The 25894-nt window shown below is 56.8% G+C and carries 24 protein-coding genes; 19 read left to right on the top strand and 5 right to left on the bottom strand.

Annotation, left to right across the window (positions count from 1 at the left end; translation table 11 throughout):
- Nucleotides 1-44: 44 nt before the first annotated feature.
- Nucleotides 45-1373: an ATP-dependent RNA helicase SrmB gene (srmB, locus tag AA74_RS0116705; RefSeq protein WP_008502189.1), complete on the bottom strand. Its 1329-nt coding sequence runs from the start codon at nt 1371-1373 to the stop codon at nt 45-47.
- A gap of 132 nt (nt 1374-1505) precedes the next feature.
- Between srmB and AA74_RS0116700 the strand changes: the two genes are divergently transcribed.
- Nucleotides 1506-2243 (top strand): tRNA1(Val) (adenine(37)-N6)-methyltransferase, encoded by a 738-nt coding sequence (locus tag AA74_RS0116700; RefSeq protein ID WP_025912840.1) that lies wholly within the window; start codon nt 1506-1508, stop codon nt 2241-2243.
- Here AA74_RS0116700 and nadB read toward each other — a convergent pair.
- On the bottom strand, nt 2228-3847 hold the full coding sequence (gene nadB, locus AA74_RS0116695) for an L-aspartate oxidase (RefSeq protein WP_025912839.1): 1620 nt from the start codon (nt 3845-3847) through the stop codon (nt 2228-2230). The two genes, AA74_RS0116700 and nadB, sit on opposite strands and share 16 nt — an antisense overlap.
- 343 nt (nt 3848-4190) lie before the next feature.
- Here nadB and rseD point away from each other — a divergent pair, with 343 nt between their 5' ends.
- The 12 genes from rseD (at nt 4191) to acpS (ending at nt 13603) form a co-directional block, all read left to right on the top strand.
- On the top strand, nt 4191-4274 hold the full coding sequence (gene rseD, locus AA74_RS1000000123815) for a rpoE leader peptide RseD (RefSeq protein ID WP_223605340.1): 84 nt from the start codon (nt 4191-4193) through the stop codon (nt 4272-4274).
- Nucleotides 4271-4846, top strand: coding sequence for an RNA polymerase sigma factor RpoE (gene rpoE, locus AA74_RS0116690; protein WP_006176728.1), 576 nt, complete (start codon nt 4271-4273; stop codon nt 4844-4846). The genes rseD and rpoE overlap by 4 nt, the downstream gene beginning before the upstream one ends.
- Before the next feature lie 31 nt (nt 4847-4877).
- Nucleotides 4878-5528, top strand: a complete 651-nt coding sequence (rseA, locus tag AA74_RS0116685; protein WP_008502186.1) for an anti-sigma-E factor RseA — start codon at nt 4878-4880, stop codon at nt 5526-5528.
- On the top strand, nt 5528-6481 hold the full coding sequence (gene rseB, locus AA74_RS0116680) for a sigma-E factor regulatory protein RseB (protein WP_008502185.1): 954 nt from the start codon (nt 5528-5530) through the stop codon (nt 6479-6481). Before rseA ends, rseB begins: the two co-directional genes overlap by 1 nt.
- Nucleotides 6478-6954 (top strand): SoxR-reducing system protein RseC, encoded by a 477-nt coding sequence (gene rseC / locus AA74_RS0116675; RefSeq protein WP_008502184.1) that lies wholly within the window; start codon nt 6478-6480, stop codon nt 6952-6954. Before rseB ends, rseC begins: the two co-directional genes overlap by 4 nt.
- 184 nt (nt 6955-7138) lie before the next feature.
- Nucleotides 7139-8938 carry a translation elongation factor 4 gene (lepA, locus tag AA74_RS0116670; RefSeq protein ID WP_008502183.1) on the top strand — a complete coding sequence of 600 codons (1800 nt, stop codon included), beginning with the start codon at nt 7139-7141 and terminating at the stop codon, nt 8936-8938.
- Between the two features lie 15 nt (nt 8939-8953).
- Nucleotides 8954-9928, top strand: coding sequence for a signal peptidase I (gene lepB, locus AA74_RS0116665; RefSeq protein ID WP_025912838.1), 975 nt, complete (start codon nt 8954-8956; stop codon nt 9926-9928).
- A gap of 222 nt (nt 9929-10150) precedes the next feature.
- A complete protein-coding gene (rnc, locus tag AA74_RS0116660) occupies nt 10151-10831 on the top strand; it encodes a ribonuclease III (protein WP_003860711.1) in 681 nt (226 codons plus the stop codon).
- Entirely contained in the window at nt 10828-11733 is a 906-nt protein-coding gene (era, locus tag AA74_RS0116655) for a GTPase Era (protein WP_008502181.1), read from the top strand. Before rnc ends, era begins: the two co-directional genes overlap by 4 nt.
- Before the next feature lie 17 nt (nt 11734-11750).
- The gene (recO, locus tag AA74_RS0116650) at nt 11751-12458 is read left to right on the top strand and encodes a DNA repair protein RecO (protein ID WP_025912837.1); all 708 of its coding nucleotides are present in this window, start codon (nt 11751-11753) and stop codon (nt 12456-12458) included.
- A gap of 33 nt (nt 12459-12491) precedes the next feature.
- Nucleotides 12492-13223 (top strand): pyridoxine 5'-phosphate synthase, encoded by a 732-nt coding sequence (pdxJ, locus tag AA74_RS0116645; RefSeq protein ID WP_023325885.1) that lies wholly within the window; start codon nt 12492-12494, stop codon nt 13221-13223.
- The gene (gene acpS / locus AA74_RS0116640) at nt 13223-13603 is read left to right on the top strand and encodes a holo-ACP synthase (RefSeq protein ID WP_008502178.1); all 381 of its coding nucleotides are present in this window, start codon (nt 13223-13225) and stop codon (nt 13601-13603) included. Before pdxJ ends, acpS begins: the two co-directional genes overlap by 1 nt.
- On the opposite strand, the gene AA74_RS0116635 is transcribed toward acpS, so the two are convergent.
- The gene (locus tag AA74_RS0116635; protein ID WP_008502177.1) at nt 13600-13860 is read right to left on the bottom strand and encodes a YfhL family 4Fe-4S dicluster ferredoxin; all 261 of its coding nucleotides are present in this window, start codon (nt 13858-13860) and stop codon (nt 13600-13602) included. The genes acpS and AA74_RS0116635 overlap by 4 nt on opposite strands.
- A 46-nt stretch (nt 13861-13906) precedes the next feature.
- A complete protein-coding gene (locus tag AA74_RS0116630) occupies nt 13907-14755 on the bottom strand; it encodes a MurR/RpiR family transcriptional regulator (protein WP_023294330.1) in 849 nt (282 codons plus the stop codon).
- Between the two features lie 117 nt (nt 14756-14872).
- Here AA74_RS0116630 and murQ point away from each other — a divergent pair, with 117 nt between their 5' ends.
- From murQ to tadA, 4 genes are read left to right on the top strand one after another with little or no spacing between them, the layout of a single operon-like run.
- The gene (murQ, locus tag AA74_RS0116625) at nt 14873-15766 is read left to right on the top strand and encodes an N-acetylmuramic acid 6-phosphate etherase (protein WP_025912836.1); all 894 of its coding nucleotides are present in this window, start codon (nt 14873-14875) and stop codon (nt 15764-15766) included.
- An 11-nt stretch (nt 15767-15777) separates the two neighbouring features.
- Nucleotides 15778-17139, top strand: coding sequence for a PTS transporter subunit EIIC (locus tag AA74_RS0116620; RefSeq protein WP_025912835.1), 1362 nt, complete (start codon nt 15778-15780; stop codon nt 17137-17139).
- 3 nt (nt 17140-17142) lie between these two features.
- Nucleotides 17143-17778 carry a phosphatidylglycerophosphatase C gene (yfhb, locus tag AA74_RS0116615; RefSeq protein ID WP_021241877.1) on the top strand — a complete coding sequence of 212 codons (636 nt, stop codon included), beginning with the start codon at nt 17143-17145 and terminating at the stop codon, nt 17776-17778.
- A 24-nt stretch (nt 17779-17802) separates the two neighbouring features.
- Nucleotides 17803-18342 carry a tRNA adenosine(34) deaminase TadA gene (gene tadA / locus AA74_RS01000000122265; protein WP_008502172.1) on the top strand — a complete coding sequence of 180 codons (540 nt, stop codon included), beginning with the start codon at nt 17803-17805 and terminating at the stop codon, nt 18340-18342.
- Here the strand turns inward: tadA and mltF are convergent.
- The gene (mltF, locus tag AA74_RS0116605) at nt 18230-19780 is read right to left on the bottom strand and encodes a membrane-bound lytic murein transglycosylase MltF (RefSeq protein WP_025912833.1); all 1551 of its coding nucleotides are present in this window, start codon (nt 19778-19780) and stop codon (nt 18230-18232) included. The two genes, tadA and mltF, sit on opposite strands and share 113 nt — an antisense overlap.
- 266 nt (nt 19781-20046) lie before the next feature.
- Here mltF and purL point away from each other — a divergent pair, with 266 nt between their 5' ends.
- Complete coding sequence (purL, locus tag AA74_RS0116600) at nt 20047-23934, top strand: phosphoribosylformylglycinamidine synthase (RefSeq protein WP_025912832.1); 3888 nt, start codon at nt 20047-20049, stop codon at nt 23932-23934.
- A gap of 532 nt (nt 23935-24466) precedes the next feature.
- Nucleotides 24467-25894 carry a two component system sensor histidine kinase QseE/GlrK gene (qseE, locus tag AA74_RS0116595; protein WP_025912831.1) on the top strand — a complete coding sequence of 476 codons (1428 nt, stop codon included), beginning with the start codon at nt 24467-24469 and terminating at the stop codon, nt 25892-25894.

Here is a 25894-nt window from a genome sequence, read left to right as displayed (position 1 = left end):
TACGGGGGTGAATAAAAAAGCCGGGGATTGTCCCCGGCTTTTTTTTACTCTTCCGTTTTTGTCTCTGATGCGGCAGAGCTTGGCTTACGGCGTTTACCAATATTTTTGGTATCGCGGTGACGCTGCTTCACGCGCGGTTTCTCTTTTTCTTTCTCTTTTCTCTCAGCACGTTTCGCGAGCGCTTTCTTGGACGGTTTACCCGTCATTTTTTCACTCGGCGCACGTGTGGTTGGGCGCAAGCCATCAATAACCCGCGCTTTCAGCGGCTCGTCAACATAGCGGCCAATTTTCTGCAGCAGCAGGTAGTCATGCGCTTCGACCAGTGAAATCGCAATACCTTTGCGGCCCGCGCGGCCGGTACGGCCAATACGGTGCAGATAGGTATCGCCGCTGCGCGGCATATCGAAGTTAATGACGTGGCTGACGTCTGGAATGTCGATCCCGCGAGCGGCCACGTCTGTGGCAACCAGCACGTTAACGCGACCGTCGGTCAGGCGCTTAATGCCTTCGGTACGCTTGATCTGCGCCATCTCGCCTTCAAGATAGCAATTGTTGATCCCGGCGTTACGCAGCATCTCAGCCAGCTCGTGCACGCGCTCGCGCTTACGCACAAATACGATTGTGCGCAGAGCATCTTCCTGTTTGAGCAGGTGTTTCAGCAATTCGACCTTGTGCTCAAGGTTATCCGCGCGGTAGTACCACTGGTGGATCTTCTTACGCTCTCGGGTGGACGGCGTCGCCGAGACTTCCACCGGATCTTCCAGCAGACGCTCTGCGAAGTCTTTGATCGCTTCCCCTTCGAGGGTGGCAGAGAACAGCATCGTCTGGTTACGCCAGCGCGTTTCCCCTGCAATGTGCTCGATATCCTGTGCGAAGCCCATGTCCAGCATGCGGTCGGCTTCGTCGAGGATCAGCGTTTCAACCGCGCGGCAGTCGAAGTTCTCTTCTTTAATGTACTGCAGCAGGCGGCCCGTCGTCGCAACGACGATGTCCTGGTTTTCGCTGAACACTTCGGCGTGGTTCATGTACGCAACGCCGCCAGTGATGGTAGCGATATCCAGATGGGTATTTGCCGCGAGTTCACGCGCGTGATCGGCCACCTGCATGGCCAGTTCGCGCGTCGGCGTCAGGATTAAAATACGCGGCGGGCCAGATTTTTTGCGCGGGAAGTCGAGCAGATGCTGCAACACAGGCAACAAATAGGCTGCAGTCTTCCCCGTACCGGTTGGCGCAGAACCGAGCACATCGCGGCCCTCAAGCGCAGGCGGAATGGCCGCTGCCTGAATGGCGGTCGGGCGTGTGAAGCCTTTGCTCTCAAGTGCATTGAGCAGGCTTTCATCGAGTTCAAGTTCGGAAAAAGTCGTTACAGTCATGTTCTACCTCTGTGTGGGGCGCTGATTATAGACGTTACGGCTGTAATCTTCATCTGTTTGTATGGATATCGCTTTTCGGCCACTTCGCTTTCCCCTATGCTACTCCAGTTTCACTTAGAAGGTTGCCCCGACATGTCTCAACTCAAAGCGCAACTGCGCCGCGATGGTTTTACGTTTAAACAATTTTTTGTCGCTCACGATCGCTGTGCCATGAAGGTCGGTACAGACGGTATTTTACTGGGCGCGTGGGCGCCTGTCGCAGGGGTTAAGCGTATTCTTGATATCGGTACCGGCTGCGGGCTGGTGGCATTGATGCTGGCGCAGCGCACGGAAGAGCATGTCACCATTGATGCCGTCGAACTGGACGCGCAGGCGGCAGAGCAGGCGAGTGAAAATGTGGCCGAATCGCCCTGGGCAGCCCGCATGAAAGTGGAATGTGCGGATGTGCTCGCCTGGGCGCCTGAACAAACCGCGCGTTACGATTTAATCGTCAGCAACCCTCCCTACTACGAGCCCGGCGTTGAGTGCGGGACACCCGAGCGCGAACAGGCGCGTTATACCCGTTCCCTCGATCATAAAGCGCTGCTCACCAGCGCGGCCGAGCTTATCTCCGAAGAGGGTTTTTTCTGCGTGGTCCTGCCTGAGAGTACGGGCAACACGTTCATCGGTATCGCGCAGGAGATCGGTTGGACGTTGCGTCTGCGTACCGATATTTCGGATACGGAAGGCCGACTGCCGCACCGCGTGCTGCTGGCGCTCTCGCCGAAAGAGGGTGAATGCTTTAACGATCGAATGGTGATCCGTGGGCCAGACCAGCGTTATTCCGAAGATTACACTGCCCTGACCCAGGCGTTTTATCTGTTTATGTAAACCTGCGGGGCGAGGATCGACGGGCCGGATTCAGCAAGCTGATCCGGGTAGTCCAGGGTATAGTGCAACCCCCGGCTCTCTTTACGCATCATCGCGCAGCGAACGATTAGCTCGGCAACTTGCACCAGGTTGCGCAGCTCCAGCAGATTATTCGATACGCGAAAATTGGCATAATACTCATCAATTTCCTGCTGCAGCATAGTGATGCGGCGCAACGCGCGTTCAAGACGTTTCGTGGTGCGCACAATCCCGACGTAATCCCACATGAACAACCGTAGCTCATGCCAGTTATGCTGGATCACGACCAGTTCGTCCGGATTTTCCACACGGCTTTCATCCCAGGCAGGCAGGCGCTCTGTTTCGCGGGCGTAGGGCATGCGTTTCGTGATGTCTTCTGCGGCAGACCAGCCGTAGACCAGGCACTCCAGCAGCGAGTTAGAGGCCATACGGTTCGCGCCGTGAAGTCCGGTATAGCTGACCTCACCAATAGCATAAAGACCATCCACATCGGTACGCCCATGATCGTCAACCATCACCCCACCGCAGGTGTAGTGGGCGGCTGGCACAATGGGTACCGGATCGCGGGTTAAATCGATGCCAAGGTTGAGCAGTTTTTCGTAAATCATCGGGAAGTGCTGGCGAATAAACTCTGCTGGCTTGTGGCTGATATCAAGATACATGCAGTCCACGCCAAGACGCTTCATTTCATGGTCGATGGCGCGGGCAACGATATCGCGCGGGGCCAGTTCGCCCCGGGCGTCAAAGTCCGGCATAAAGCGGGTGCCGTCAGGGCGTTTCAGATAGGCGCCTTCGCCGCGCAGGGCTTCCGTCAGCAGGAAGTTGCGCGCCTGAGGATGGAACAGGGCGGTTGGATGAAACTGATTGAACTCAAGGTTCGCCACCCGGCAGCCGGCGCGCCAGGCCATCGCGATACCGTCTCCGGAGGCAATGTCCGGGTTCGTGGTATACTGATACACTTTAGAGGCGCCGCCCGTAGCCAGCACCACAGCCTTCGCCTGGCAGGTTTCCACCTTCTCTTTATTGCGGTTCCACACCCAGGCACCCACCACTCGACGCGTGCCCGGCAGGCCAATCTTGTCGGAGATAATCAGATCAACGGCATTGCTTCGTTCAAGCACCCGAATATTAGGATGGCTCAGCGCCTTGCCGACCAGCGTGGTCTCCACTTCTTTTCCGGTGGCATCCGCTGCGTGCAGGATGCGGCGGTGGCTATGACCGCCTTCGCGCGTCAGGTGGTAGCTCTCTTCACCGTTGGGTTGAACCTGCGTATCGAATAAGACGCCCTGATCGATGAGCCACTGCACGCAATGGCGGGCATTGCTGGCGACAAACTCTGCGGCGTGCGCATCCACGATCCCGGCCCCGGCAATCAGCGTATCGTCGACGTGGGAGGCAATGCTGTCTGTCTCATCAAACACGGCGGCAATCCCGCCCTGGGCATAAAACGTGGAACCCTCGCTTATCGGCCCTTTACTCAGAACGATAACGTTTTGATGCTCCGCCAGGCGTAGCGCCAGAGAGAGACCGGCAGCGCCGCTGCCGATGATCAGTACATCACAATGGAGTTCAGGTGTTGTGTTCATGATTGTTGTTTAATTTACTAAACAGTGTTGGCTCAGAATAGCACCTGAATGCGATTTATCGCACGTTTTTTTTAACGGGTGTTGCAATGGCTAAACGCGTAAGCGGAGGTAAACGGAGGGTAAATGAGTGAAATTATTTTGCGAAGCAGATCGTTAGCGTCAGATTTTGTGATGAAATAAAGACTGGGTTGCGTTACTCTTCTGGCGGGAAAAAGATGTTTCTTGTCAGAAAGTGGTGCGTATCGTGAACAGACTTATAATGAGAGAAAATGAACAGTCTGCGGCGCGATGAACAAAAACAAAGGCGTTACGGAACTTATTGAAGATCAGACACTCTAATTCGGTGCTTGCTCAAAGTGCGGTATTTTTAGAGTGGCGTTTCGATAACGCGTGGAATTTAGGTTTGGGGAGACATTACCTCGGATGAGCGAGCAGTTAACGGACCAGGTCCTGGTTGAACGGGTCCAGAAGGGAGATCAGAAAGCCTTTAACTTACTGGTGGTGCGCTACCAGCATAAGGTGGCGAGCCTGGTTTCCCGCTATGTACCGTCAGGCGATGTGCCTGATGTGGTGCAAGAGTCTTTTATTAAGGCCTATCGCGCGCTGGATTCGTTCCGGGGAGATAGTGCTTTTTATACCTGGCTGTACCGTATTGCGGTCAATACGGCAAAGAATTATCTGGTCGCTCAGGGCCGTCGTCCGCCTTCTAGTGATGTGGACGCAATCGACGCCGAAAACTTCGAAAGTGGCGGCGCATTGAAAGAAATTTCGAACCCTGAGAACTTAATGTTGTCAGAAGAACTGAGACAAATCGTTTTTCGCACGATCGAGTCGCTCCCGGAAGATTTACGCATGGCAATTACGTTACGGGAGCTGGATGGTCTGAGCTATGAAGAGATAGCCGCTATCATGGATTGTCCGGTCGGCACGGTACGTTCACGAATTTTCCGTGCGCGAGAAGCTATTGATAATAAAGTTCAACCGCTTATCAGGCGTTGACGATAGCGGGATACTGGAAAAGGTATTAGGCATGCAGAAAGAAAAACTTTCCGCTTTAATGGATGGTGAAACGGTGGATAGTGAGCTGCTCAACGAGCTGTCTCATTCTCCCGAAATGCAAGAGACCTGGGAGAGTTACCATCTCATCCGTGACACCCTTCGCGGTGACACCGGCGAGGTTCTCCATTTCGATATCTCAGCCCGCGTCATGGCGGCGATTGAGAATGAGCCTGTTCATCAGACCACTCCGCTGATTCCTGAAGCTCAACCCGCACCTCACCAGTGGCAGAAAATGCCATTCTGGCAAAAGGTGCGTCCGTGGGCCAGCCAGCTTACCCAAATGGGTGTGGCTGCATGCGTATCGCTTGCAGTTATCGTTGGCGTCCAGCACTATAATACTCAGTCTGAAACTAATCAGCAGCCAGAAGCGCCAGTGTTTAACACACTGCCGATGATGGGCAAAGCCAGCCCGGTAAGCCTGGGCGTACCGGCTGATGCTTCCGCCAGCGGCGGCCAGCAACAGCAGGTTCAGGAGCAGCGCCGTCGCATTAATGCGATGTTGCAGGATTACGAGTTGCAGCGTCGTCTGCACTCTGAACAGCTTCAGTTTGAGCAGGCGCAGACACAGCAAGCTGCTGTGCAGGTGCCCGGAAACCAAACTTTAGGAACGCAATCGCAGTAATGAAGCAACTTTGGTTCGCCATGTCTCTGATGGCGGGTAGCCTGTTCTTCTCTGCCAACGCCTCGGCTGATGTATCATCCGGGGCGTTGTTGCAGCAAATGAATCTGGCCAGCCAGTCACTCAATTACGAGTTGGCATTTATCAGCATCAATAAGCAGGGCGTCGAGTCGTTACGCTATCGCCATGCCCGTCTTGATAATCAGCCGCTCGCCCAGCTTTTACAGATGGATGGCCCGCGTCGGGAAGTTGTCCAGCGTGGTAACGAAATCAGCTATTTCGAACCCGGCCTGGAGCCTTTCACGCTGAATGGTGACTATATCGTTGATTCCCTGCCGTCACTCATTTACACCGACTTCAAACGGCTTGCCCCTTACTACGATTTTATTTCGGTAGGGCGTACGCGTATTGCGGACAGACTGTGTGAGGTGATCCGCGTTGTCGCCCGGGATGGAACGCGCTACAGCTATATTGTCTGGATTGACGCGGAAACCAAACTCCCCATGCGTGTAGACCTGCTTGACCGTGACGGTGAAACGCTGGAACAGTTCCGCGTTATCTCCTTTAGCGTGAATAACCAGGTTGGCAACAGCATGCAGAATCTGGCTAAGGCCAGCCTGCCGCCGCTGCTTTCCGTTCCGGCAGGCGATTCCGTTAATTTCAACTGGGTACCTGCCTGGATCCCGCAAGGATTTAGCGAAGTGTCCAGCAGCCGTCGCCAGCTGCCAACGATTGAAACGCCGGTGGAATCACGCCTCTATTCCGATGGTTTGTTCAGCTTCTCGGTGAATATCAATCGCGCAACGGCAAACAGCACTGAACAAATTCTGCGTACCGGGCGCCGTACGGTGAGCACAACGGTACGCGATAATGCAGAGATCACCATTGTGGGGGAACTTCCTCCGCAAACGGCGAAGCGCATCTCCGACAGCATTAAATTCAGGGCCGCACAATGATCAAAGAATGGGCGACGGTAGTCTCGTGGCAAAACGGCATTGCGCTGGTGAGCTGCGATGTAAAAGCCTCATGCAATAGCTGCGCATCCCGAGCCGGTTGCGGCAGCCGCGTGCTGAATAAGCTCGGGCCGCAAACCTCACACACGATTTCTGTGCCGAGCGAACAGCCGCTGATGGCCGGGCAGAAAGTTGAACTCGGCATCGCGGAAGGCAGTCTGCTCAGCTCCGCCATGCTGGTCTATCTCTCTCCGCTGCTCGGGCTGTTTATCATGGGCGGCGTTTTCCAGATGCTGTTTGGCACCGACGGTGCCGCCATGTGCGGTGCCGCATTAGGGGGGCTGGGGGGATTCTGGCTTGCCAAAGGCCTCTCCCCGACGCTTGCCGCGCGCGAGGAGTGGCAGCCTGTCATTCTCAGCGTTGGGCTGGCGCCAGACCAGCTTCGCGTTGAGACGCTCTCTTCTGAGGCCCGGTGATTCATCGGGCTTTGTCATTTTTACGTCTTAAAACAGAAAACGTCCTTTCTTCACGCTATACCTGGCGCTAAGTCCATTTCCAGGTAGCGGAGATGTAGTGTAGAATGCTGCGTTTTCGCACTGAAAAACGTCAGGCTAAGAACAGCGGCCTCCAGGAATTCGTAAGGCATAATTATTTAACTATATGAAGAACATACGTAACTTTTCGATCATTGCTCACATTGACCACGGTAAGTCGACGCTGTCTGACCGTATTATCCAGATTTGCGGTGGCCTGTCTGATCGTGAAATGGAAGCCCAGGTTCTGGACTCCATGGACCTGGAACGCGAACGCGGTATCACCATCAAGGCGCAGAGCGTCACGCTGGATTACAAGGCGGCTGATGGCGAAACCTATCAGCTGAACTTTATCGACACCCCAGGCCACGTTGACTTCTCCTATGAGGTTTCACGCTCGCTCGCGGCCTGTGAAGGCGCGCTGCTGGTAGTCGATGCCGGGCAGGGCGTAGAAGCCCAGACCCTGGCAAACTGCTACACCGCGATGGAAATGGATCTCGAAGTTGTGCCGGTTCTGAACAAGATTGACCTGCCAGCCGCCGATCCTGAGCGCGTCGCGGAAGAGATTGAAGATATTGTCGGCATTGACGCGACCGATGCCGTGCGCTGCTCTGCGAAAACCGGCGTCGGCGTGACCGACGTGCTGGAACGTCTGGTACGTGATATTCCGGCCCCGGAAGGCGATCCGGATGCCCCGCTGCAGGCGCTGATTATTGACTCCTGGTTTGATAACTATCTGGGCGTTGTCTCCCTGGTGCGTATTAAAAACGGCACCATGCGCAAAGGCGACAAAATCAAGGTTATGAGTACCGGACAGGTCTACAACGCCGACCGTCTGGGTATCTTCACGCCAAAACAGGTTGACCGTACCGAGCTGACATGCGGCGAGGTAGGCTGGCTGGTATGCGCCATCAAAGACATCCTCGGTGCACCGGTGGGCGATACCCTGACCGGTGCGCGTAATCCGGCAGAAAAAGCGCTGCCGGGCTTTAAAAAGGTGAAGCCGCAGGTTTACGCGGGCCTGTTCCCGGTTAGCTCTGACGACTATGAAAACTTCCGTGATGCGCTTGGCAAGCTGAGCCTGAACGATGCCTCCCTGTTCTACGAGCCAGAAAGCTCAACGGCGCTGGGCTTCGGCTTCCGCTGCGGCTTCCTCGGCCTGCTGCACATGGAGATCATTCAGGAACGTCTGGAGCGTGAATACGATCTGGACCTGATCACCACCGCGCCGACGGTAGTGTATGAAGTTGAAACCACCTCGAAAGAAGTGATCTACGTCGACAGCCCGTCCAAGCTGCCGCCGCTGAACAATATTCACGAGCTGCGTGAGCCTATTGCCGAATGTCACATGCTGCTGCCGCAGGAATTCCTCGGTAACGTCATTACGCTGTGTATTGAGAAGCGCGGCGTGCAGACCAACATGGTTTACCACGGTAACCAGGTCGCGCTGACCTACGAAATCCCGATGGCGGAAGTGGTACTCGACTTCTTCGACCGTCTGAAGTCCACCTCCCGTGGCTATGCGTCACTGGATTACAACTTCAAACGCTTCCAGGCCTCCAACATGGTGCGTGTGGACGTGCTGATCAACGGCGAGCGTGTGGATGCGCTGGCGCTGATCACCCACAACGACAATGCGCCATACCGTGGTCGCGAGCTGGTTGAGAAGATGAAAGATCTGATCCCGCGTCAGCAGTTCGATATCGCGATTCAGGCTGCCATCGGCAACCACATTATCGCGCGTTCCACCGTGAAACAGCTGCGTAAAAACGTTCTGGCGAAGTGCTATGGCGGTGACGTCAGCCGTAAGAAAAAGCTGCTCCAGAAGCAGAAAGAAGGTAAGAAGCGTATGAAGCAGGTCGGTAACGTCGAGCTGCCGCAGGAAGCATTCCTTGCCATCCTTCATGTTGGTAAAGACGGCAAATAACCCTAAGGAGTTGGCATGGCGAACATGTTTGCCCTGATCCTGGTCATTGCTACCCTGGTGACAGGTCTGCTGTGGTGTCTGGATAAGTTTATCTTCGCCCCAAAACGTCGTGAACGTCAGGCTGCCGCACAGGTAGCCACTGGCGATGGTATTGACGCGAAAACCCTGAAGAAAGTCGGTCCGAAACCGGGCTGGCTGGAAACGGGCGCCTCGGTGTTTCCGGTGCTGGCGATTGTGCTGGTGGTACGTTCGTTTATTTACGAACCGTTCCAGATCCCATCAGGTTCAATGATGCCAACGCTGCTGATTGGTGATTTTATTCTGGTAGAGAAGTTTGCCTACGGCATTAAAGATCCGATCTACCAGAAAACGCTGATCGAGACCGGTCATCCGAAACGTGGCGACATCGTGGTGTTCAAATATCCGGAAGATCCGCGCCTGGACTACATCAAGCGCGCGGTAGGTCTGCCGGGTGACAAAGTGACTTACGATCCGGTTGCGAAAGAAGTCACCGTTCAGCCAGGCTGCAGCTCCGGTACCGCATGTGAAAACGCGCTGCCAATCACTTACTCGAACGTTGAGCCAAGTGATTTTGTGCAGACCTTTGCCCGTCACAACGGCGGCGAAGCGAGCAGCGGATTCTTCCAGGTACCGAAAGGCGAAACCAAAGATAACGGTATTCGTCTGGTTGAGCGCAAAGAGACGCTGGGTGACGTGACGCACCGGATCCTCACCGTGCCAATCGCGCAGGATCAAGTGGGTATGTACTATCGTCAGCCGGGCCAGCAGCTGGCAAGCTGGATTGTACCGCCGGGCCATTACTTCATGATGGGTGACAACCGCGATAATTCTGCGGACAGCCGTTACTGGGGCTTTGTGCCGGAAGCGAATCTGGTGGGTAAAGCGACCGCAATCTGGATGAGTTTTGAGAAGCAGGAAGGCGAATGGCCGACCGGCGTACGCCTGAATCGTATTGGCGGAATCCATTAATTCTCACTAAATGAACGTGTAGCCGCGAATTAACGCGGCTACACGAATTATTTCACCGATAAATCTCTTCGAACTAACGACATCCCCTGTCGTTGTGTATAGAATATTCCCCCGAAGTTTAAGGTTGGCCCTGCAAGGGTGCCACGGCACACGAAACCGCGTTGGTTTTCTCAGGTCGGTTTCGTGTGCTGCATTTTTGACGCATTCATTTATTGGTATCGCATGAACCCCATCGTAATTAATCGGCTTCAACGGAAGCTGGGCTACACTTTTCATCATCAGGAGTTGTTGCAACAGGCATTAACCCACCGCAGTGCCAGCAGCAAACATAATGAGCGTCTCGAGTTTTTAGGCGACTCTATTTTAAGTTTCGTGATTGCGAATGCGCTTTATCATCGTTTCCCGCGCGTGGATGAAGGTGATATGAGCCGCATGCGTGCCACGCTGGTTCGGGGTAATACCCTTGCGGAAATCGCGCGCGAATTTGAGCTGGGCGAATGTCTGCGTCTTGGGCCGGGTGAGCTGAAAAGCGGCGGCTTCCGTCGTGAATCTATTCTTGCCGATACGGTCGAAGCATTAATTGGTGGTGTGTTCCTGGACAGCGATATCCAGACCGTCGAAAAGCTGATCCTGAACTGGTATCAGACCCGTCTGGACGAAATCAGCCCGGGCGATAAACAAAAAGATCCCAAAACGCGTCTGCAGGAATATTTGCAGGGCCGTCATCTGCCGCTGCCATCTTATCTGGTGGTGCAGGTTCGTGGCGAAGCGCACGATCAGGAATTTACCATCCATTGCCAGGTCAGTGGCCTGAGTGAACCGGTGGTGGGCACAGGTTCAAGCCGTCGTAAGGCTGAACAGGCTGCCGCCGAACAGGCGTTAAAAATGCTGGAGCTGGAATGAGCGAAGAAAAGACCTATTGCGGATTTATTGCCATCGTCGGACGTCCGAACGTCGGCAAATCCACCCTGTTGAATAATCTGCTTGGGCAGAAGATTTCTATCACCTCGCGTAAGGCACAGACCACGCGTCACCGCATCGTCGGTATCCATACTGAAGGCGCGTATCAGGCGATCTACGTCGATACCCCGGGCCTGCACATGGAAGAGAAGCGTGCCATCAACCGTCTGATGAACAAGGCGGCGAGCAGCTCGATTGGCGACGTGGAGCTGGTGATTTTCGTTGTGGAAGGCACCCGCTGGACGCCGGACGACGAGATGGTGCTGAACAAGCTGCGCGACGGCAAAACGCCGGTCATCCTCGCCGTCAACAAAGTGGACAACGTGCAGGAAAAGGCCGATCTGCTGCCGCATCTGCAGTGGCTCGGTAGCCAGATGAACTTCCTCGATATCGTTCCGCTGTCTGCGGAGACGGGTCTGAACGTGGATACCATCGCGGGCATCGTGCGCAAACATCTGCCGGAAGCGATTCATCACTTCCCGGAAGAGTACATCACCGATCGCTCTCAGCGCTTTATGGCGTCTGAAATTATCCGTGAAAAGCTGATGCGTTTCCTGGGCGCTGAACTGCCGTACTCTGTGACGGTGGAGATCGAGCGTTTCCAGAGCAACGAGCGCGGCGGCTACGACATCAACGGCCTGATCCTCGTTGAGCGTGAAGGGCAGAAGAAGATGGTGATCGGCAATAAAGGCGCCAAGATCAAAACCATCGGCATCGAAGCCCGAAAGGACATGCAGGAGATGTTCGAAGCGCCGGTTCACCTTGAACTGTGGGTGAAAGTGAAATCTGGCTGGGCCGATGATGAGCGTGCTCTGCGCAGCCTCGGTTACGGCGAAGACCAGTAACACAAGACGACGAGCATATGGATGGATGGCAGCGCGCCTTTATCCTGCATAGTCGTCCCTGGAGCGAAACCAGCCTGATGCTGGACGTCTTCACGGAAGAGTCGGGCCGCGTGCGCCTTGTTGCAAAAGGCGCACGTTCCAAACGTTCTAACCTGAAAGGTGCCTTACAGCCTTTCACGCCGTTGCTGGTCCGTTTTGGTGGACGAGGGGAAGTTAAAACCCTGCGCAGCGCCGAAGCCGTCTCCCTGGCGCTTCCTCTCTCCGGCATCACGCTCTACAGCGGTCTGTATGTCAATGAACTCATCTCACGCGTTCTTGAACATGAGACCCGCTTCTCTGAACTTTTCTTTGATTATCTCCACTGTATCCAGGCGCTGGCTGGCGCAACCGGTACGCCCGAGCCTGCGCTGCGGCGTTTTGAGCTGGCGCTGCTGGGCCATCTTGGGTACGGGGTCGATTTTCTGCACTGTGCGGGCAGCGGTGACGAAGTGGAAGACACCATGACCTACCGCTACCGTGAAGAAAAAGGCTTCATTGCCAGCGTCGTGATCGACAACAGCACCTTTACCGGGCGTCAGCTCAGGGCGCTTTATGAGCGCGAGTTTCCCGATCAGGATACCCTGCGCGCAGCAAAACGCTTTACCCGGATTGCCCTCAAGCCGTATCTTGGCGGCAAGCCCTTAAAGAGCCGCGAATTATTCAGGCAGTTTGTGCCGAAACGTTAGACCACAGAATCGAAAAGAAAACCGAGGATTGTCATGGCTGAATTACTGTTAGGCGTCAACATCGATCACATCGCCACGCTGCGTAATGCGCGCGGCACGGCGTATCCCGATCCGGTTCAGGCGGCGTTTATCGCTGAACAGGCTGGCGCCGACGGCATTACCGTTCACCTGCGTGAAGACCGTCGCCACATCACCGACCGCGACGTTCGCATTCTGCGTCAGACGCTGGACACCCGTATGAATCTGGAGATGGCGGTCACCGAAGAGATGCTGGCGATTGCCTGTGAGACCCAGCCGCACTTCTGCTGCCTGGTGCCGGAAAAACGCCAGGAAGTCACGACCGAAGGCGGTCTGGACGTGGCCGGCCAGCTCGACAAAATGCGCGATGCCTGCAAGCGCCTGGCTGATGCCGGTATCCTGGTTTCGCTGTTTATTGACGCCGACTTCACTCAGATTAAAGCGGCAGCCGACGTGGGCGCGCCGTATATCGAAATTCACACCGGCTGCTATGCCGATGCCAAAAACGATGCCGAGCAGGCGAAAGAGCTGGAGCGTATTGCTAAAGCGGCCACCTACGCGGCGAGCCTGGGTCTGAAGGTCAATGCCGGTCACGGCCTGACCTACCATAACGTGAAGGCCATTGCCGCCATCCCGGAAATGCACGAGCTGAACATCGGTCACGCGATCGTTGGCCGCGCGGTGATGAGCGGCCTGAAAGAGGCGGTCGCCGAGATGAAACGCCTGATGCTGGAAGCGCGTCAGTAATGGCCATTCTGGGCTTAGGCACAGATATCGTGGAAATAGCCCGTATTGAAGCGGTGATCGCCCGCAGCGGCGATCGCCTCGCAAGGCGCGTGCTGAGCGATAACGAATGGGCCATCTGGGAAGCGCATCAGCAGCCGGTGCGTTTTCTGGCGAAGCGTTTTGCGGTAAAAGAGGCGGCCGCCAAAGCCTTCGGGACCGGCATTCGTAATGGTCTGGCGTTCAACCAGTTTGAAGTGTTTAACGATGAGCTGGGTAAGCCAAGCCTGCGTTTATGGGGCGAGGCGCAAAAGCTGGCAGAGAAGCTCGGCGTGAATCACGTCCACGTGACGATCGCGGATGAGCGTCACTATGCCAGCGCAACGGTGATCATCGAAAGTTAAAGTTTGTCCGCGTGGTGCATCAGGACAAACTTATCCCACAGCTGCTCTTCGCTCTCGACGTGTGCCGGATCCTTCAGGATGGTATTGGGGATCGGGCACACTTTCTGACAGGTCGGCGTCTCATAGTGGCCGATGCATTCGGTGCAGCGGTCGCTGTTAATCTCATAAATGCTGTCGCCCATCGAAATGGCCTGGTTCGGGCATTCGGGCTCGCACATATCGCAATTAATGCATTTTTTGGTAATTAACAGCGCCATCAGGAAATTCTCAGAAACAACACAAACTGGGCGGGCATTATACGCGTCAAACCAGTTTCTTTACCAGTTCTTCGCTGTGGCGAATGCGCTCGGGCGCACGCTCCAGATCCTGCTGCACCAGTGCCATAAACAGCAGGTCCGTCAGCATCATTTGTGCGCTGGTGGACGAGATAGCCGCGCTGCGCGTGGCCTGTTCCTCGGCAATGGTATATAAACAGCGCGTGGCCCGCTGCTGTAGGGCATTCGGCGTAAAACCGGTGATCGCCAGAATTTTACCGCCGACGCGCAGGACTTCGTCGGTGGCCATGTTGATCTCGCGGCGCTCGCCGGAATAGGAGATCGCCAGCAGCAGATCGTCAGGATCCATCGCCTGTACGGTCGCCAGCAGGGCGTGCATATCCTGCTCGACGATGGCGTTAAGGCCAATTTTTGTCAGCTTCCAGCCAAAGTTACGCGCCACAAGTCCGGACGCGCCGATGCCGGTCAGAACGATCCGCCGCGCGCCGCGCAGCATCGCCACGCTCTCCAGCAGCTTCTCTTCCGTATTCACATCGAGCGTCGCATGCATGGCCGCCACGTTCTCTTTGATCAGCTTTTCGCCGACCAGCCGCATCGGATCGTCTCCGCGGATCTGATTATGCACCGGCATGGACTGCGGGTTAGGGTTACTGACCAGCGCTTCACTGATCGCCAGCTTGAGGGCAGGGAATCCCTTAAAGCCAATCTTCTGCGCAAATTTCACCACGCTGGACTGGCTCACCCCGGCTTCACTCGCCAGCTGCTGCGAGCTGAGATGGCGCGCGTGGTCGGGTTGAGAAAGCAGAAAATCCGCCAGCTTCTTGTCGCTTTGGGCAAAGCCTGCGTAGCGCTGGCGAATGCGAATTAAACAGTTCATACGGTCTCCTGGCGAAAATGTGATTATCTGCGCAAATACGGATTTTGCTCGCCTGAATGAATTTTATATTCCATTATAGTGTGATTATTATGAATTAAAAATTCTTGAGGTACAAAAATGAATCTTGGCTCACTTGTTTCTGAAACACGTAACCCGCAAACCATGGATCTGGATGCGCTCTCCACCCTGGAGCTGGTTAACCGCTTTAATCAACAGGATACGCTGGTCGCGCAGGCAGTGAAAGAGACATTACCAGAGGTGGCGAAAGCGGTCGATGCGGCTGCGGAAGCCCTCAAGGCCGGTGGACGCATTATTTACATGGGGGCGGGGACCAGCGGGCGTTTAGGGGTCCTGGACGCGTCAGAATGTCCGCCAACCTTTGGGGTCCCGCATGGTCTGGTAGTTGGGCTGATCGCCGGTGGCCCCGGTGCGCTGCTGAAAGCCGTTGAAGGGGCGGAAGACAACAAACAGCTGGGCGAGGATGGCCTGAAGGATCTTAATCTGACCGCGAAGGATCTGGTGGTCGGGCTGGCGGCATCCGGGCGCACGCCGTACGTGATTGGCGGGCTGGAATACGCCAACCAGACCGGCTGCACGACGGTCGCCATCTCCTGCAACCCTGGCTCACCGATTGCGCAGGTGGCCACAATTGCTATCTCGCCAGTTGTCGGGCCGGAAGCGCTCACCGGCTCCACGCGCTTGAAATCTGGGACCGCGCAAAAGCTGGTGCTCAATATGATCTCCACCGGCGCGATGGTGAAGTTCGGCAAGGTGTATCAGAACCTGATGGTGGATATGCAGGCCACCAACGTCAAGCTGGTTGACAGAGCCTGCCGCATGGTGATGGAGGCGACGGGCGCAGGCCGCGAAGAGGCGGAAGCGGTACTCAAACAGACCGATCACGATGTTAAACCGGCCATTTTGATGATCTTAAGCGGGCTGGATGCGGCGGCCGCAAGAGCCAAACTCGATGCGCATAACGGTTTCTTACGGGCGGCATTAGAACACTAACAGAGGCGTGTATGGACAAAACAGCAGCGCTCGCCAGCGATATCCTGCGGGGGATTGGTGGGGAACAAAATATTCAGCGTCTCGAAAACTGCATGACGCGCGTGCGCGTCGAGGTGCATGACGACGACCAGCTTGACGTGCCGGGTCTGAAGCAGCTTTCCGGCGTCAGCGGCTACGTGAAACAGGGGCAGCAGCACCAGCTGATCGTCGGCCCAGGGAAAGCGGCGCAGGTTGTCGATGCCATGCGCGCGCTGATGGGCGTGAGTGCGAGCGTATCGATTGACGAGGCTGAGCGCACCAAAGCCCAGGCGAAGGCGAAATACAAAGCCCCCATGAGCGATGCGCTGCGACAGCTGGCAAATGTCTTTATTCCGCTGATCCCGGCGTTTATTGCCTCAGGCCTGATCACCGGGATCATCAATATCCTCAAGCGGCCGGATATTGTGGGGGATTTCGCCACGCAGTATCCGAACCTGCTGGGGATTCTCGGGATCTTCGGCAGCGCGGTGTTCGCCATCATGAACATTCTGGTCGGGGTGAATACCGCGAAGGTGTTTGGCGGATCGCTGGCAATGGGCGGGGTGATGGCGGGCATCTTGTCCAGCCCGCAGCTGGCGCAGATCACGCTGTTTGGTGAGGCGCTTCAGCCGGGCCGCGGCGGGGTGATCGCGGTGCTGCTGGTGGTCATCCTGATGTGCTGGATCGAGAAACGGCTGCGCGCGGTTCTGCCAGGCTCCATCGAGCTGATTCTCAACCCGCTGCTGACCACGCTGATTACCGGTAGCGTAGCGATTGTGGCCCTCCAGCCGTTAGGCGGGTGGATCTCTGAGGCCATCGCCCACGGTGCGTCGCTGGCGATTGACCGCGGCGGCCTGTTAGTGGGCGCGGTGCTGTCGGGTACTTTCCTGCCGCTGGTGCTGACCGGCCTGCATCAGGGGCTGGTTCCAATCCACGTCGAGCTGGTGCAGGCGCACGGCTATAACGCGCTGCTGCCTATCCTGTCGATGGCGGGTGTAGGGCAGGTCGGTGCGGCAATTGCGGTACTGATGAAAACCCGCAACGCGCGTCTGAAAAAAATGATTAAAGGCGCACTCCCGGTCGGACTGCTCGGCATTGGCGAGCCGCTGATTTTCGGTGTTACGCTGCCGCTGGGTAAACCGTTCCTCGCGGCCTGTCTGGGCGGCGCGGTAGGCGGGGCGCTGATCAGCTACTGGAAAGTTGCCACCGTCATCACCTTTGGTCTCTCGGGGTTACCGCTGGCATTAACCATCGTGACCGGAAAAGTGGTGCTCTATCTGTTAGGCTATTTAGTAGCGGTGATCGCCGGGTTCCTGTTTACCTGGCTATTAGGTTTCAACGACCCAGAGGAGTAAGGTTTGGCAAATCACGGGCGTCGCGTTGTCTTTTTCGACCTGGATGGCACGCTGCATCAGCAGGATATGTTTGGTACGTTTATGCGTTACCTGCTGCGGCGTCAGCCTCTGAATGCGCTGCTCGTGCTACCGCTCTTACCGGTTATCGGGATCGCGCTGCTGGTGAAAGGCCGTGCGGCGCGATGGCCGATGAGCCTGCTGCTGTGGGGATGTACGTTTGGGCACAGCGAAGCGCGGCTTAAACAGCTCGAGCAGGATTTTGCGCAGTGGTTCCGCGGCCACGTTGCCGCATTCCCGGTGGTGCAGGCGCGCCTGACCGGCTACCTCGACGCGAACGATGCCGACATCTGGCTGATTACCGGCTCCCCGCAGACGCTGGTGGAGCAGGTCTACTTTGATACCCCCTGGCTACCGCGCGTGAATCTTATCGCCACGCAAATTGCCCGCGGCTACGGCGGTTGGGTGCTGACGATGCGCTGCCTGGGGCATGAAAAAGTGGTCCAGCTGGAAAAACGTATCGGCACGCCACTGCGCCTGTACAGCGGCTACAGCGACAGCAAGCAGGACAACCCGCTGCTCTATTTTTGCCAGCACCGCTGGCGCGTCACGCCATCAGGTGAACTTCAGCAACTCGAATAGTCTTATCCATAAGGGGTGTGTATAATGCCGCCCGCTTTTCGACTGGAGTATCAACCGTTGTCCAACCCTGAATTCTCACATGAATACTGGATGCGTCATGCGCTGACGCTCGCTCAGCGTGCCTGGGACGAGGGCGAAGTGCCCGTGGGCGCCGTGCTGGTCCACAATAACCAGGTGATTGGTGAAGGGTGGAACCGTCCCATTGGCCGCCACGATCCGACGGCGCACGCCGAAATCATGGCGCTTCGTCAGGGCGGTCTGGTGCTGCAAAACTATCGCCTGCTTGATACCACGCTGTATGTGACGCTGGAGCCGTGCGTAATGTGCTCCGGGGCGATGGTGCACAGCCGGATCGGGACTCTGGTCTTCGGTGCGCGGGATGAAAAAACCGGTGCGGCCGGTTCGCTGATGGACGTGCTGGGTCACCCGGGGATGAACCACCAGGTAAAGACTATCGGCGGGGTGCTTGCACCAGAGTGTTCGGGGCTATTAAGCGATTTCTTTCGAATGCGCCGTCAGCAGAAAAAGCAGCAAAAGGCAGAATTGAAGCCGACGGACGGTTAAGCTCGTCCGGCGCCACGGCAGGGTAGCTTTGGGCCAGCCGTTTGGCCTCTGTCGCCTCTTTCTCTTTCTCCAGCAGATACCCGACCAGGCTAATCTGATATTTACGGATATTTTCCACGTAAGCGTAGGCTTCATGCCCGCGCGCGTAGCCGTACGTCAGCTTGTTATACCATGGCTTCTGGCTCAGCAGCGGCAGCCGCTGTTTTACGTCTGACCAGCTGTCCGGGTTGCCTTTCGTTTTGGCCGTCAGCGCTCGCGCATCCAGCATATGCGCATAGCCCATATTGTAGGCCGCCAGCGCGAACCAGATCCGCTCCTCTTCCGGCACCGTTTCCGGGACTTTGGCCATCATATCCTGCAGGTAGCGCGCGCCGCCGCTGATGCTCTGTTCCGCATCGGTACGGTCATTGACGCCCAGGCTCAGCGCGGTATTTTTGGTTAACATCATCAAACCACGTACGCCAGTCGGAGACGTGGCCTGGGTATCCCAGTGGGATTCCTGATAAGAAATAGCCGCCAGCAGTTTCCAGTCAATTTCCTGGGCGTATTTTTCGAACAGCGGCTGCAGGTCCGGCAGGACGCTGTCTACCGCACGCAGGAAGCTGCGGGTATCAACGTAGTCAAAGTCATCACCATGACCGAGGTACTTCTCCTCCAGGCGCGCCAGCGTACCGTCTTCATTCATGGTGTTGAAGAAATCGAGCATCGCGGCAGAGAGGGTCTGATCGTCATCGAGCTGAGTAAACCAGGTCACAGGCTGCTCGTCGGTGACGTCCAGCGCCACGGCGATTTCAGGATGCACGCGCTGGAACAGGCTGATCGCGACCGAATCGGCGATGGTGTAAGGAACTTTCTGATCTTTTACCTGCTCCAGCAGCTCCGTCGTGCCGAGTTTCGCATCCACCGTCCAGCTCAGGTCCGGATATTTCTTCTCCTTGAGCTCGCGCAGATCGTCAATTACCACGTGACCGGGGGCAATCGTTAGCTGCCGATCGTTAATCGACGCCAGCGAGCGCGGGCGCAGGCTCCCGACGCGGTAAACCAACTGCTGCGAAACGGAGTAGTAGGTCGGGCCTGGCTGATAGTTTTTGCTGCGCTCGCTGTTATACACCAGCCCGGCGGCCAGCATATCGGCATCGTCGTTATCGAGGTCGTCAAACAGCTGGTTGATATTCTGGCGGACGGTGATTTTCAGCTTTACGCCAAGGTAATCGGCGAACTGCTGTGCCAGTTCATAATCCAGTCCAATGATTTTGCCGTTGATGTCGCTGTAAATCAGCGGAGAGTTGAGGGTACTGACGCGCAATTCCCCCCGCTCCTGAATGGCGGCGATACGGTTTTCGGCTTTGCCGATCCAGGGGATGGAAGGCCAGAGGGCCACTGCCAACAGCAACGTTACAATGCCGATGAGCAGATAATTAATCTTTAATTTTTTCAATTAGTTAATTCTCTGCGACGCCGGTTGCCTCAGTCTGCTGTAGCCATGTTAACAATAAGGTTTGCCATTGAATGAGCGGCATTTTGCGTAAACTTGCGCCACTTGGCAACCAATTAGAGAGACAGGTCACATCTATTGTTAAATCTCTTCGTCAATTTTATTTCGACGCAAACGGTTTCGTCGGCGCTCAGGATTCTCTATAATGACGCCCGTTTTCCCCCTTGCGCACACTGAAAGCGCCCCGGCGCTTCGAAGACGAGAGACTTATGATGGAAATTCTGCGTGGTTCGCCTGCACTGTCTGCCTTCCGTATTACCAAACTGCTGGCACGTTTTCAGGCGGCCGACCTTCCGGTAAGCAATATTTACGCTGAGTATGTCCATTTTGCTGACCTGAATGCCCCCCTGAATGCAGAGGAGCGCGTACAGCTGGAACGCCTGCTCAAGTATGGCCCAAGCCTCAGCAGCCATACGCCAACCGGCAAACTGATCCTTGCGACGCCGCGTCCGGGCACCATCTCCCCCTGGTCTTCCAAAGCCACCGACATCGCCCACAACTGTGGCCTGAGCCAGATTAACCGTCTGGAGCGCGGCGTAGCGTACTACGTGGAAGCCTCTACCCTGAGCGACGCGCAGTGGCAGGCGGTTGCGGCTGAACTGCACGACCGCATGATGGAGAGCGTATTTGCCTCTCTTGATGACGCGCAGAAGCTTTTCTCCCACCATCAGCCTGCACCGGTACAGAGCGTGGACCTGCTGGGACAGGGCCGTCAGGCGCTGATTGACGCCAACCTGCGTCTCGGCCTGGCGCTGGCAGAAGACGAAATCGACTACCTGCAGGATGCGTTCGTTAAGCTCAACCGTAACCCGAACGACATTGAACTCTACATGTTCGCGCAGGCGAACTCGGAGCACTGCCGCCACAAGATTTTCAATGCCGACTGGATTATTGACGGCGAACAGCAGCCAAAGTCGCTGTTCAAAATGATCAAAAACACCATGGAGCAAACGCCTGACCACGTGCTGTCTGCCTATAAAGACAACGCCGCGGTGATGGAAGGTTCTGAGGTGGGCCGCTTCTTCGCCGATCGCGAAGCAGGGCGCTATGACTTCCATCAGGAGCCCGCGCATATCCTGATGAAAGTGGAAACCCACAACCACCCGACGGCGATCTCCCCGTGGCCGGGTGCGGCGACCGGCTCCGGCGGTGAAATCCGTGACGAAGGGGCGACCGGTCGTGGTGCAAAACCAAAAGCGGGTCTGGTCGGTTTCTCCGTCTCCAACCTGCGTATCCCGGGCTTTGAACAGCCGTGGGAAGAAGATTTCGGCAAGCCAGAGCGCATTGTGACCGCGCTGGATATCATGACCGAAGGCCCGCTGGGCGGCGCGGCGTTTAACAACGAATTTGGTCGTCCGGCGCTGAACGGTTACTTCCGTACCTATGAAGAGAAAGTGGACAGCCACAACGGCGAAGAGCTGCGCGGCTACCACAAACCGATCATGCTGGCGGGCGGGATCGGCAACATCCGTGCCGATCACGTGCAGAAAGGCGAGATCGTCGTCGGCGCGAAGCTGATCGTGCTCGGCGGCCCGGCAATGAACATCGGTCTGGGCGGCGGTGCGGCCTCGTCTATGGCCTCCGGCCAGTCTGATGCGGATCTCGACTTCGCGTCCGTGCAGCGTGACAACCCGGAGATGGAGCGTCGCTGTCAGGAAGTGATCGACCGCTGCTGGCAGCTGGGCGATGCTAACCCGATCCTCTTTATCCACGACGTGGGCGCGGGCGGTCTGTCCAACGCCATGCCGGAGCTGGTGAGCGACGGCGGCCGCGGTGGTCGTTTCAACCTGCGCGACATCCTGAGCGATGAGCCGGGCATGAGCCCGCTGGAAATCTGGTGTAACGAATCCCAGGAGCGCTACGTGCTGGCCGTTGCGGCGGATCAGCTGCCGCTGTTTGACGAGCTGTGCCGCCGCGAGCGCGCGCCGTATGCCGTCATCGGTGAAGCGACCGAAGAGCAGCACCTGACTCTGAGCGACACCCATTTCGACAACCAGCCGATCGATCTGCCGCTCGATGTCCTGCTCGGAAAAACGCCGAAGATGACCCGCGACGTGCAGACCCGTAAGGCGGCGGGCAAAGCGCTGGATCGCCAGGGCATCACCGTGGCAGAAGCCGTTAATCGCGTGCTGCACCTGCCAGCTGTGGCAGAGAAAACCTTCCTGGTGACCATCGGCGACCGTACCGTGACCGGTATGGTATCCCGCGACCAGATGGTCGGCCCGTGGCAGATCCCGGCGGCGAACTGCGCCGTAACCACCGCGAGCCTCGACAGCTACTACGGCGAAGCGATGGCGCTGGGTGAACGCACCCCGGTCGCGCTGCTGGACTTCGCGGCCTCTGCCCGTCTGGCGGTCGGTGAAGCGCTAACCAACATCGCCGCGACGCAGATTGGCGATATCAAACGTATTAAGCTCTCCGCAAACTGGATGGCCGCTGCCGGTCACCCAGGCGAAGACGCGGGCCTGTATGAAGCCGTGAAGGCGGTGGGTGAGGAGCTGTGTCCTGCCCTCGGCCTGACCATTCCGGTGGGCAAAGACTCCATGTCGATGAAAACCCGCTGGCAGGAAGGCAACGAGCAGCGCGAGATGACCTCTCCGCTGTCGCTGGTGATCACCGCGTTTGCCCGCGTGGAAGACGTGCGTCACACCGTTACGCCGCAGCTGGTGACCGAAGATAACGCCCTGCTGCTGATTGACCTGGGTAAAGGCCACAACGCGCTGGGCGCCACCGCGCTGGCGCAGGTTTACCGCCAGCTCGGCGATAAGCCAGCCGACGTGCGTGACGTGGCCCAGCTGAAAGGCTTCTACGACGCGATTCAGGCGCTGGTGGCGCAGCGTAAGCTGCTGGCCTACCACGACCGTTCCGACGGCGGCCTGCTGGTGACGCTGGCAGAGATGGCCTTCACCGGCCACTGTGGCGTGGAAGCGAACATTGCCACGCTTGGCGAAGACCGCCTGGCGGCGCTGTTTAACGAAGAGCTGGGCGCCGTGATTCAGGTGCGTGCGGCGGATCGCGATGCGGTTGAAGCGCTGCTGGCGCAGCATGGCCTGGCTGACTGCGTGCACTATCTGGGTAAAGCCGTTCAGGGTGACCGCTTTGTCATTGAAGCTGACGGTCACGCCGTGTTCAGCGAAAGCCGCACCACGCTGCGCATGTGGTGGGCGGAAACCACCTGGCAGATGCAGCGCCTGCGTGATAACCCGGAATGTGCCGATCAGGAGCACAACGCGAAGGCCAATGATCAGGATCCAGGCCTGAACGTGAAGCTCTCCTTCGACATCAACGAAGACATCGCCGCGCCGTACATTGCGACCGGCGCGCGTCCGAAAGTGGCCGTGCTGCGCGAGCAGGGCGTTAACTCCCACGTTGAGATGGCGGCTGCCTTCCACCGCGCGGGCTTTGACGCTATCGACGTCCACATGAGCGATCTGCTGGCCGGACGTACCGGTCTGGAAGATTTCCAGGCGCTGGTGGCGTGCGGCGGCTTCTCCTACGGCGACGTGCTGGGCGCGGGCGAGGGCTGGGCGAAGTCCATTCTGTTCAACAGCCGCGTACGCGACGAGTTCGAAACCTTCTTCCACCGTCCGCAGACGCTGGCGCTGGGCGTGTGTAACGGCTGCCAGATGATGTCTAACCTGCGCGAGCTGATCCCGGGCAGCGAAGCCTGGCCGCGCTTTGTGCGTAACCAGTCTGACCGCTTCGAAGCGCGCTTTAGCCTGGTGGAAGTGACCCAGAGCCCGTCTCTGCTGCTGCAGGGTATGGTCGGTTCACAGATGCCAATCGCCGTTTCCCACGGTGAAGGTCAGGTAGAGGTGCGTGATGCTGCGCATCTGGCTCAGCTGGAGAGCAAAGGTCTGGTGGCGCTGCGCTTTGTCGATAACTTCGGCAAGGTGACAGAAACCTATCCGGCTAACCCGAACGGTTCGGTGAACGGTATTACCGCGGTAACCAGCGAAAGCGGTCGTGCAACCATCATGATGCCGCATCCGGAACGCGTGTTCCGCACCGTGAGCAACTCCTGGCACCCGGAAAACTGGGGCGAGGACAGCCCGTGGATGCGCATCTTCCGCAACGCCCGTAAACAGCTGGGTTAAGTTTCAGCATCCTGACTGTAGGCCCGGTAGGCGCGAGCGCCACCGGGCTTTTTTGTCTCTGTCGCAAAATCGCGACAACCCTCTGGTTTGGGTGTCTCCAAAAGGAGACATTTAACCTATTGATTTATATACTGTAGAAAAGGTTCCCGTTAAGGTGTTGCTGAACAGCGACACTTAGCCTGGAAATCATTCAACCGATAATGAACGGGTTAAGCGAGTAAAAATCATATATTTCAATGTGTTAATATTTTGTTTTGCATTTTGGCATGGGTGTTGCATAATATTAACCAGTGGCTCATTCACCTTCTTATGTCAGCCCCTTCGGGACGTGCTACATAAACTTCGAATGACGCACAAAAAGGTGCCTGCCGTCCAACTACTGATCATAGCGATGCTTTATCAGGCCAGGGCGAAACGTCGAGTTAGGCACCGCCTCATTCCATGACAAAGCCGGGTTTTTACCCGGCTTTGTTGTATCTAAAGGGCAGACTCAGTTACGCTCTGCGTATATCCCCATTAAGAGAGTAATGCGTTGAAACGCTGGCCCGTTTTTCCCCGTTCCCTGCGACAGCTCGTGATGATGGCCTTCCTGCTGATCCTGCTGCCGTTGCTGATCCTTGCCTGGCAGGCCTGGCAAAGCCTGAACGCGTTGAGTGCCCAGGCGGCACTGACGAACCGCACGACGCTTATTGACGCCAGACGCAGTGAAGCCATGACCAACGCCGCGCTTGAGATGGAGCGTAGCTATCGTCAGTACTGCGTGCTTGACGATCGCACGCTGGAAAAGGTGTACCAGAGTCAGCGCAAGCGCTACAGCGAAATGCTGGACGCCCACGCCGGCGTATTGCCTGACGACAAGCTGTATCAGGCGTTACGTCAGGATCTGAACGATCTTGCGCAGCTGCAGTGCCACAACAGTGGACCCGATGCTGCCGCCGCCGCGCGCCTGGAAGCCTTCGCCAACGCCAATACCGAGATGGTGCAGTCAACCCGCACGGTAATTTTCTCTCGCGGCCAGCAGCTTCAGCAGGAGATTGCCGAGCGCGGCCAGTTCTTCGGCTGGCAGGCGCTGGTGCTGTTCCTCGTGAGCCTCGGGCTGGTGCTGCTCTTTACCCGCATGATCATCGGCCCGGTGAAGGGTATCCAGCGGATGATCAACCGCCTGGGGGAGGGGAAATCGCTCGGGGATACGGTCGCTTTTAAAGGTCCCCGCGAATTGCGTTCCGTCGGTCAGCGTATTATCTGGCTGTCCGAGCGCCTGGCGTGGCTTGAATCACAGCGTCATCAGTTCCTGCGCCATATCTCCCATGAGCTTAAAACGCCGCTGGCCAGCATGCGCGAAGGGACGGAGCTGCTGGCGGACGAAGTGGCTGGGCCGCTTACGCCCGAACAGCAAGAAATTGTCGAGATCCTGGATAACAGCAGCCGCAATCTGCAGAAGCTGATTGAGCAGCTGCTGGATTACAACCGCAAGCTGGCTGACGGAGCGGTCGTACTGGAAAACGTCGACATTGAACCGCTGGTGGATATGGTGATCTCCGCCCATAGCCTGCCAGCAAGAGCTAAAATGATGCATACCGGTGTAGAGCTGAATGCGCCGACCTGTCTTGCTGAACCCATGCTGCTAATGAGCGTGCTGGATAATCTTTATTCCAATGCGGTGCACTATGGTACTGAATCCGGTAACATTTATATCCGAAGCTATACGAAGGGTTCCCGGGTGTTTATAGACGTCGCTAACACCGGCACCCCGATCCCCGATGACGAAAAAACCATGATCTTCGAGCCCTTTTTCCAGGGGAGTCATCAGCGGAAAGGTGCGGTGAAAGGCAGTGGTCTGGGCTTAAGCATCGCCCGGGACTGCATACGACGCATGCAGGGTGAGCTTAACATCGCCACGGACGAACGTTCGGATGTTTGCTTCCGTATTGAACTGCCCCTGAGCCGGAAAAATCAATAA

The organism is Enterobacter sp. 5-4, assembly GCF_000612205.1.
Classification (GTDB): Bacteria; Pseudomonadota; Gammaproteobacteria; order Enterobacterales; family Enterobacteriaceae; genus Enterobacter; species Enterobacter roggenkampii.
This window is presented reverse-complemented; position numbering and strand designations above follow the sequence as displayed.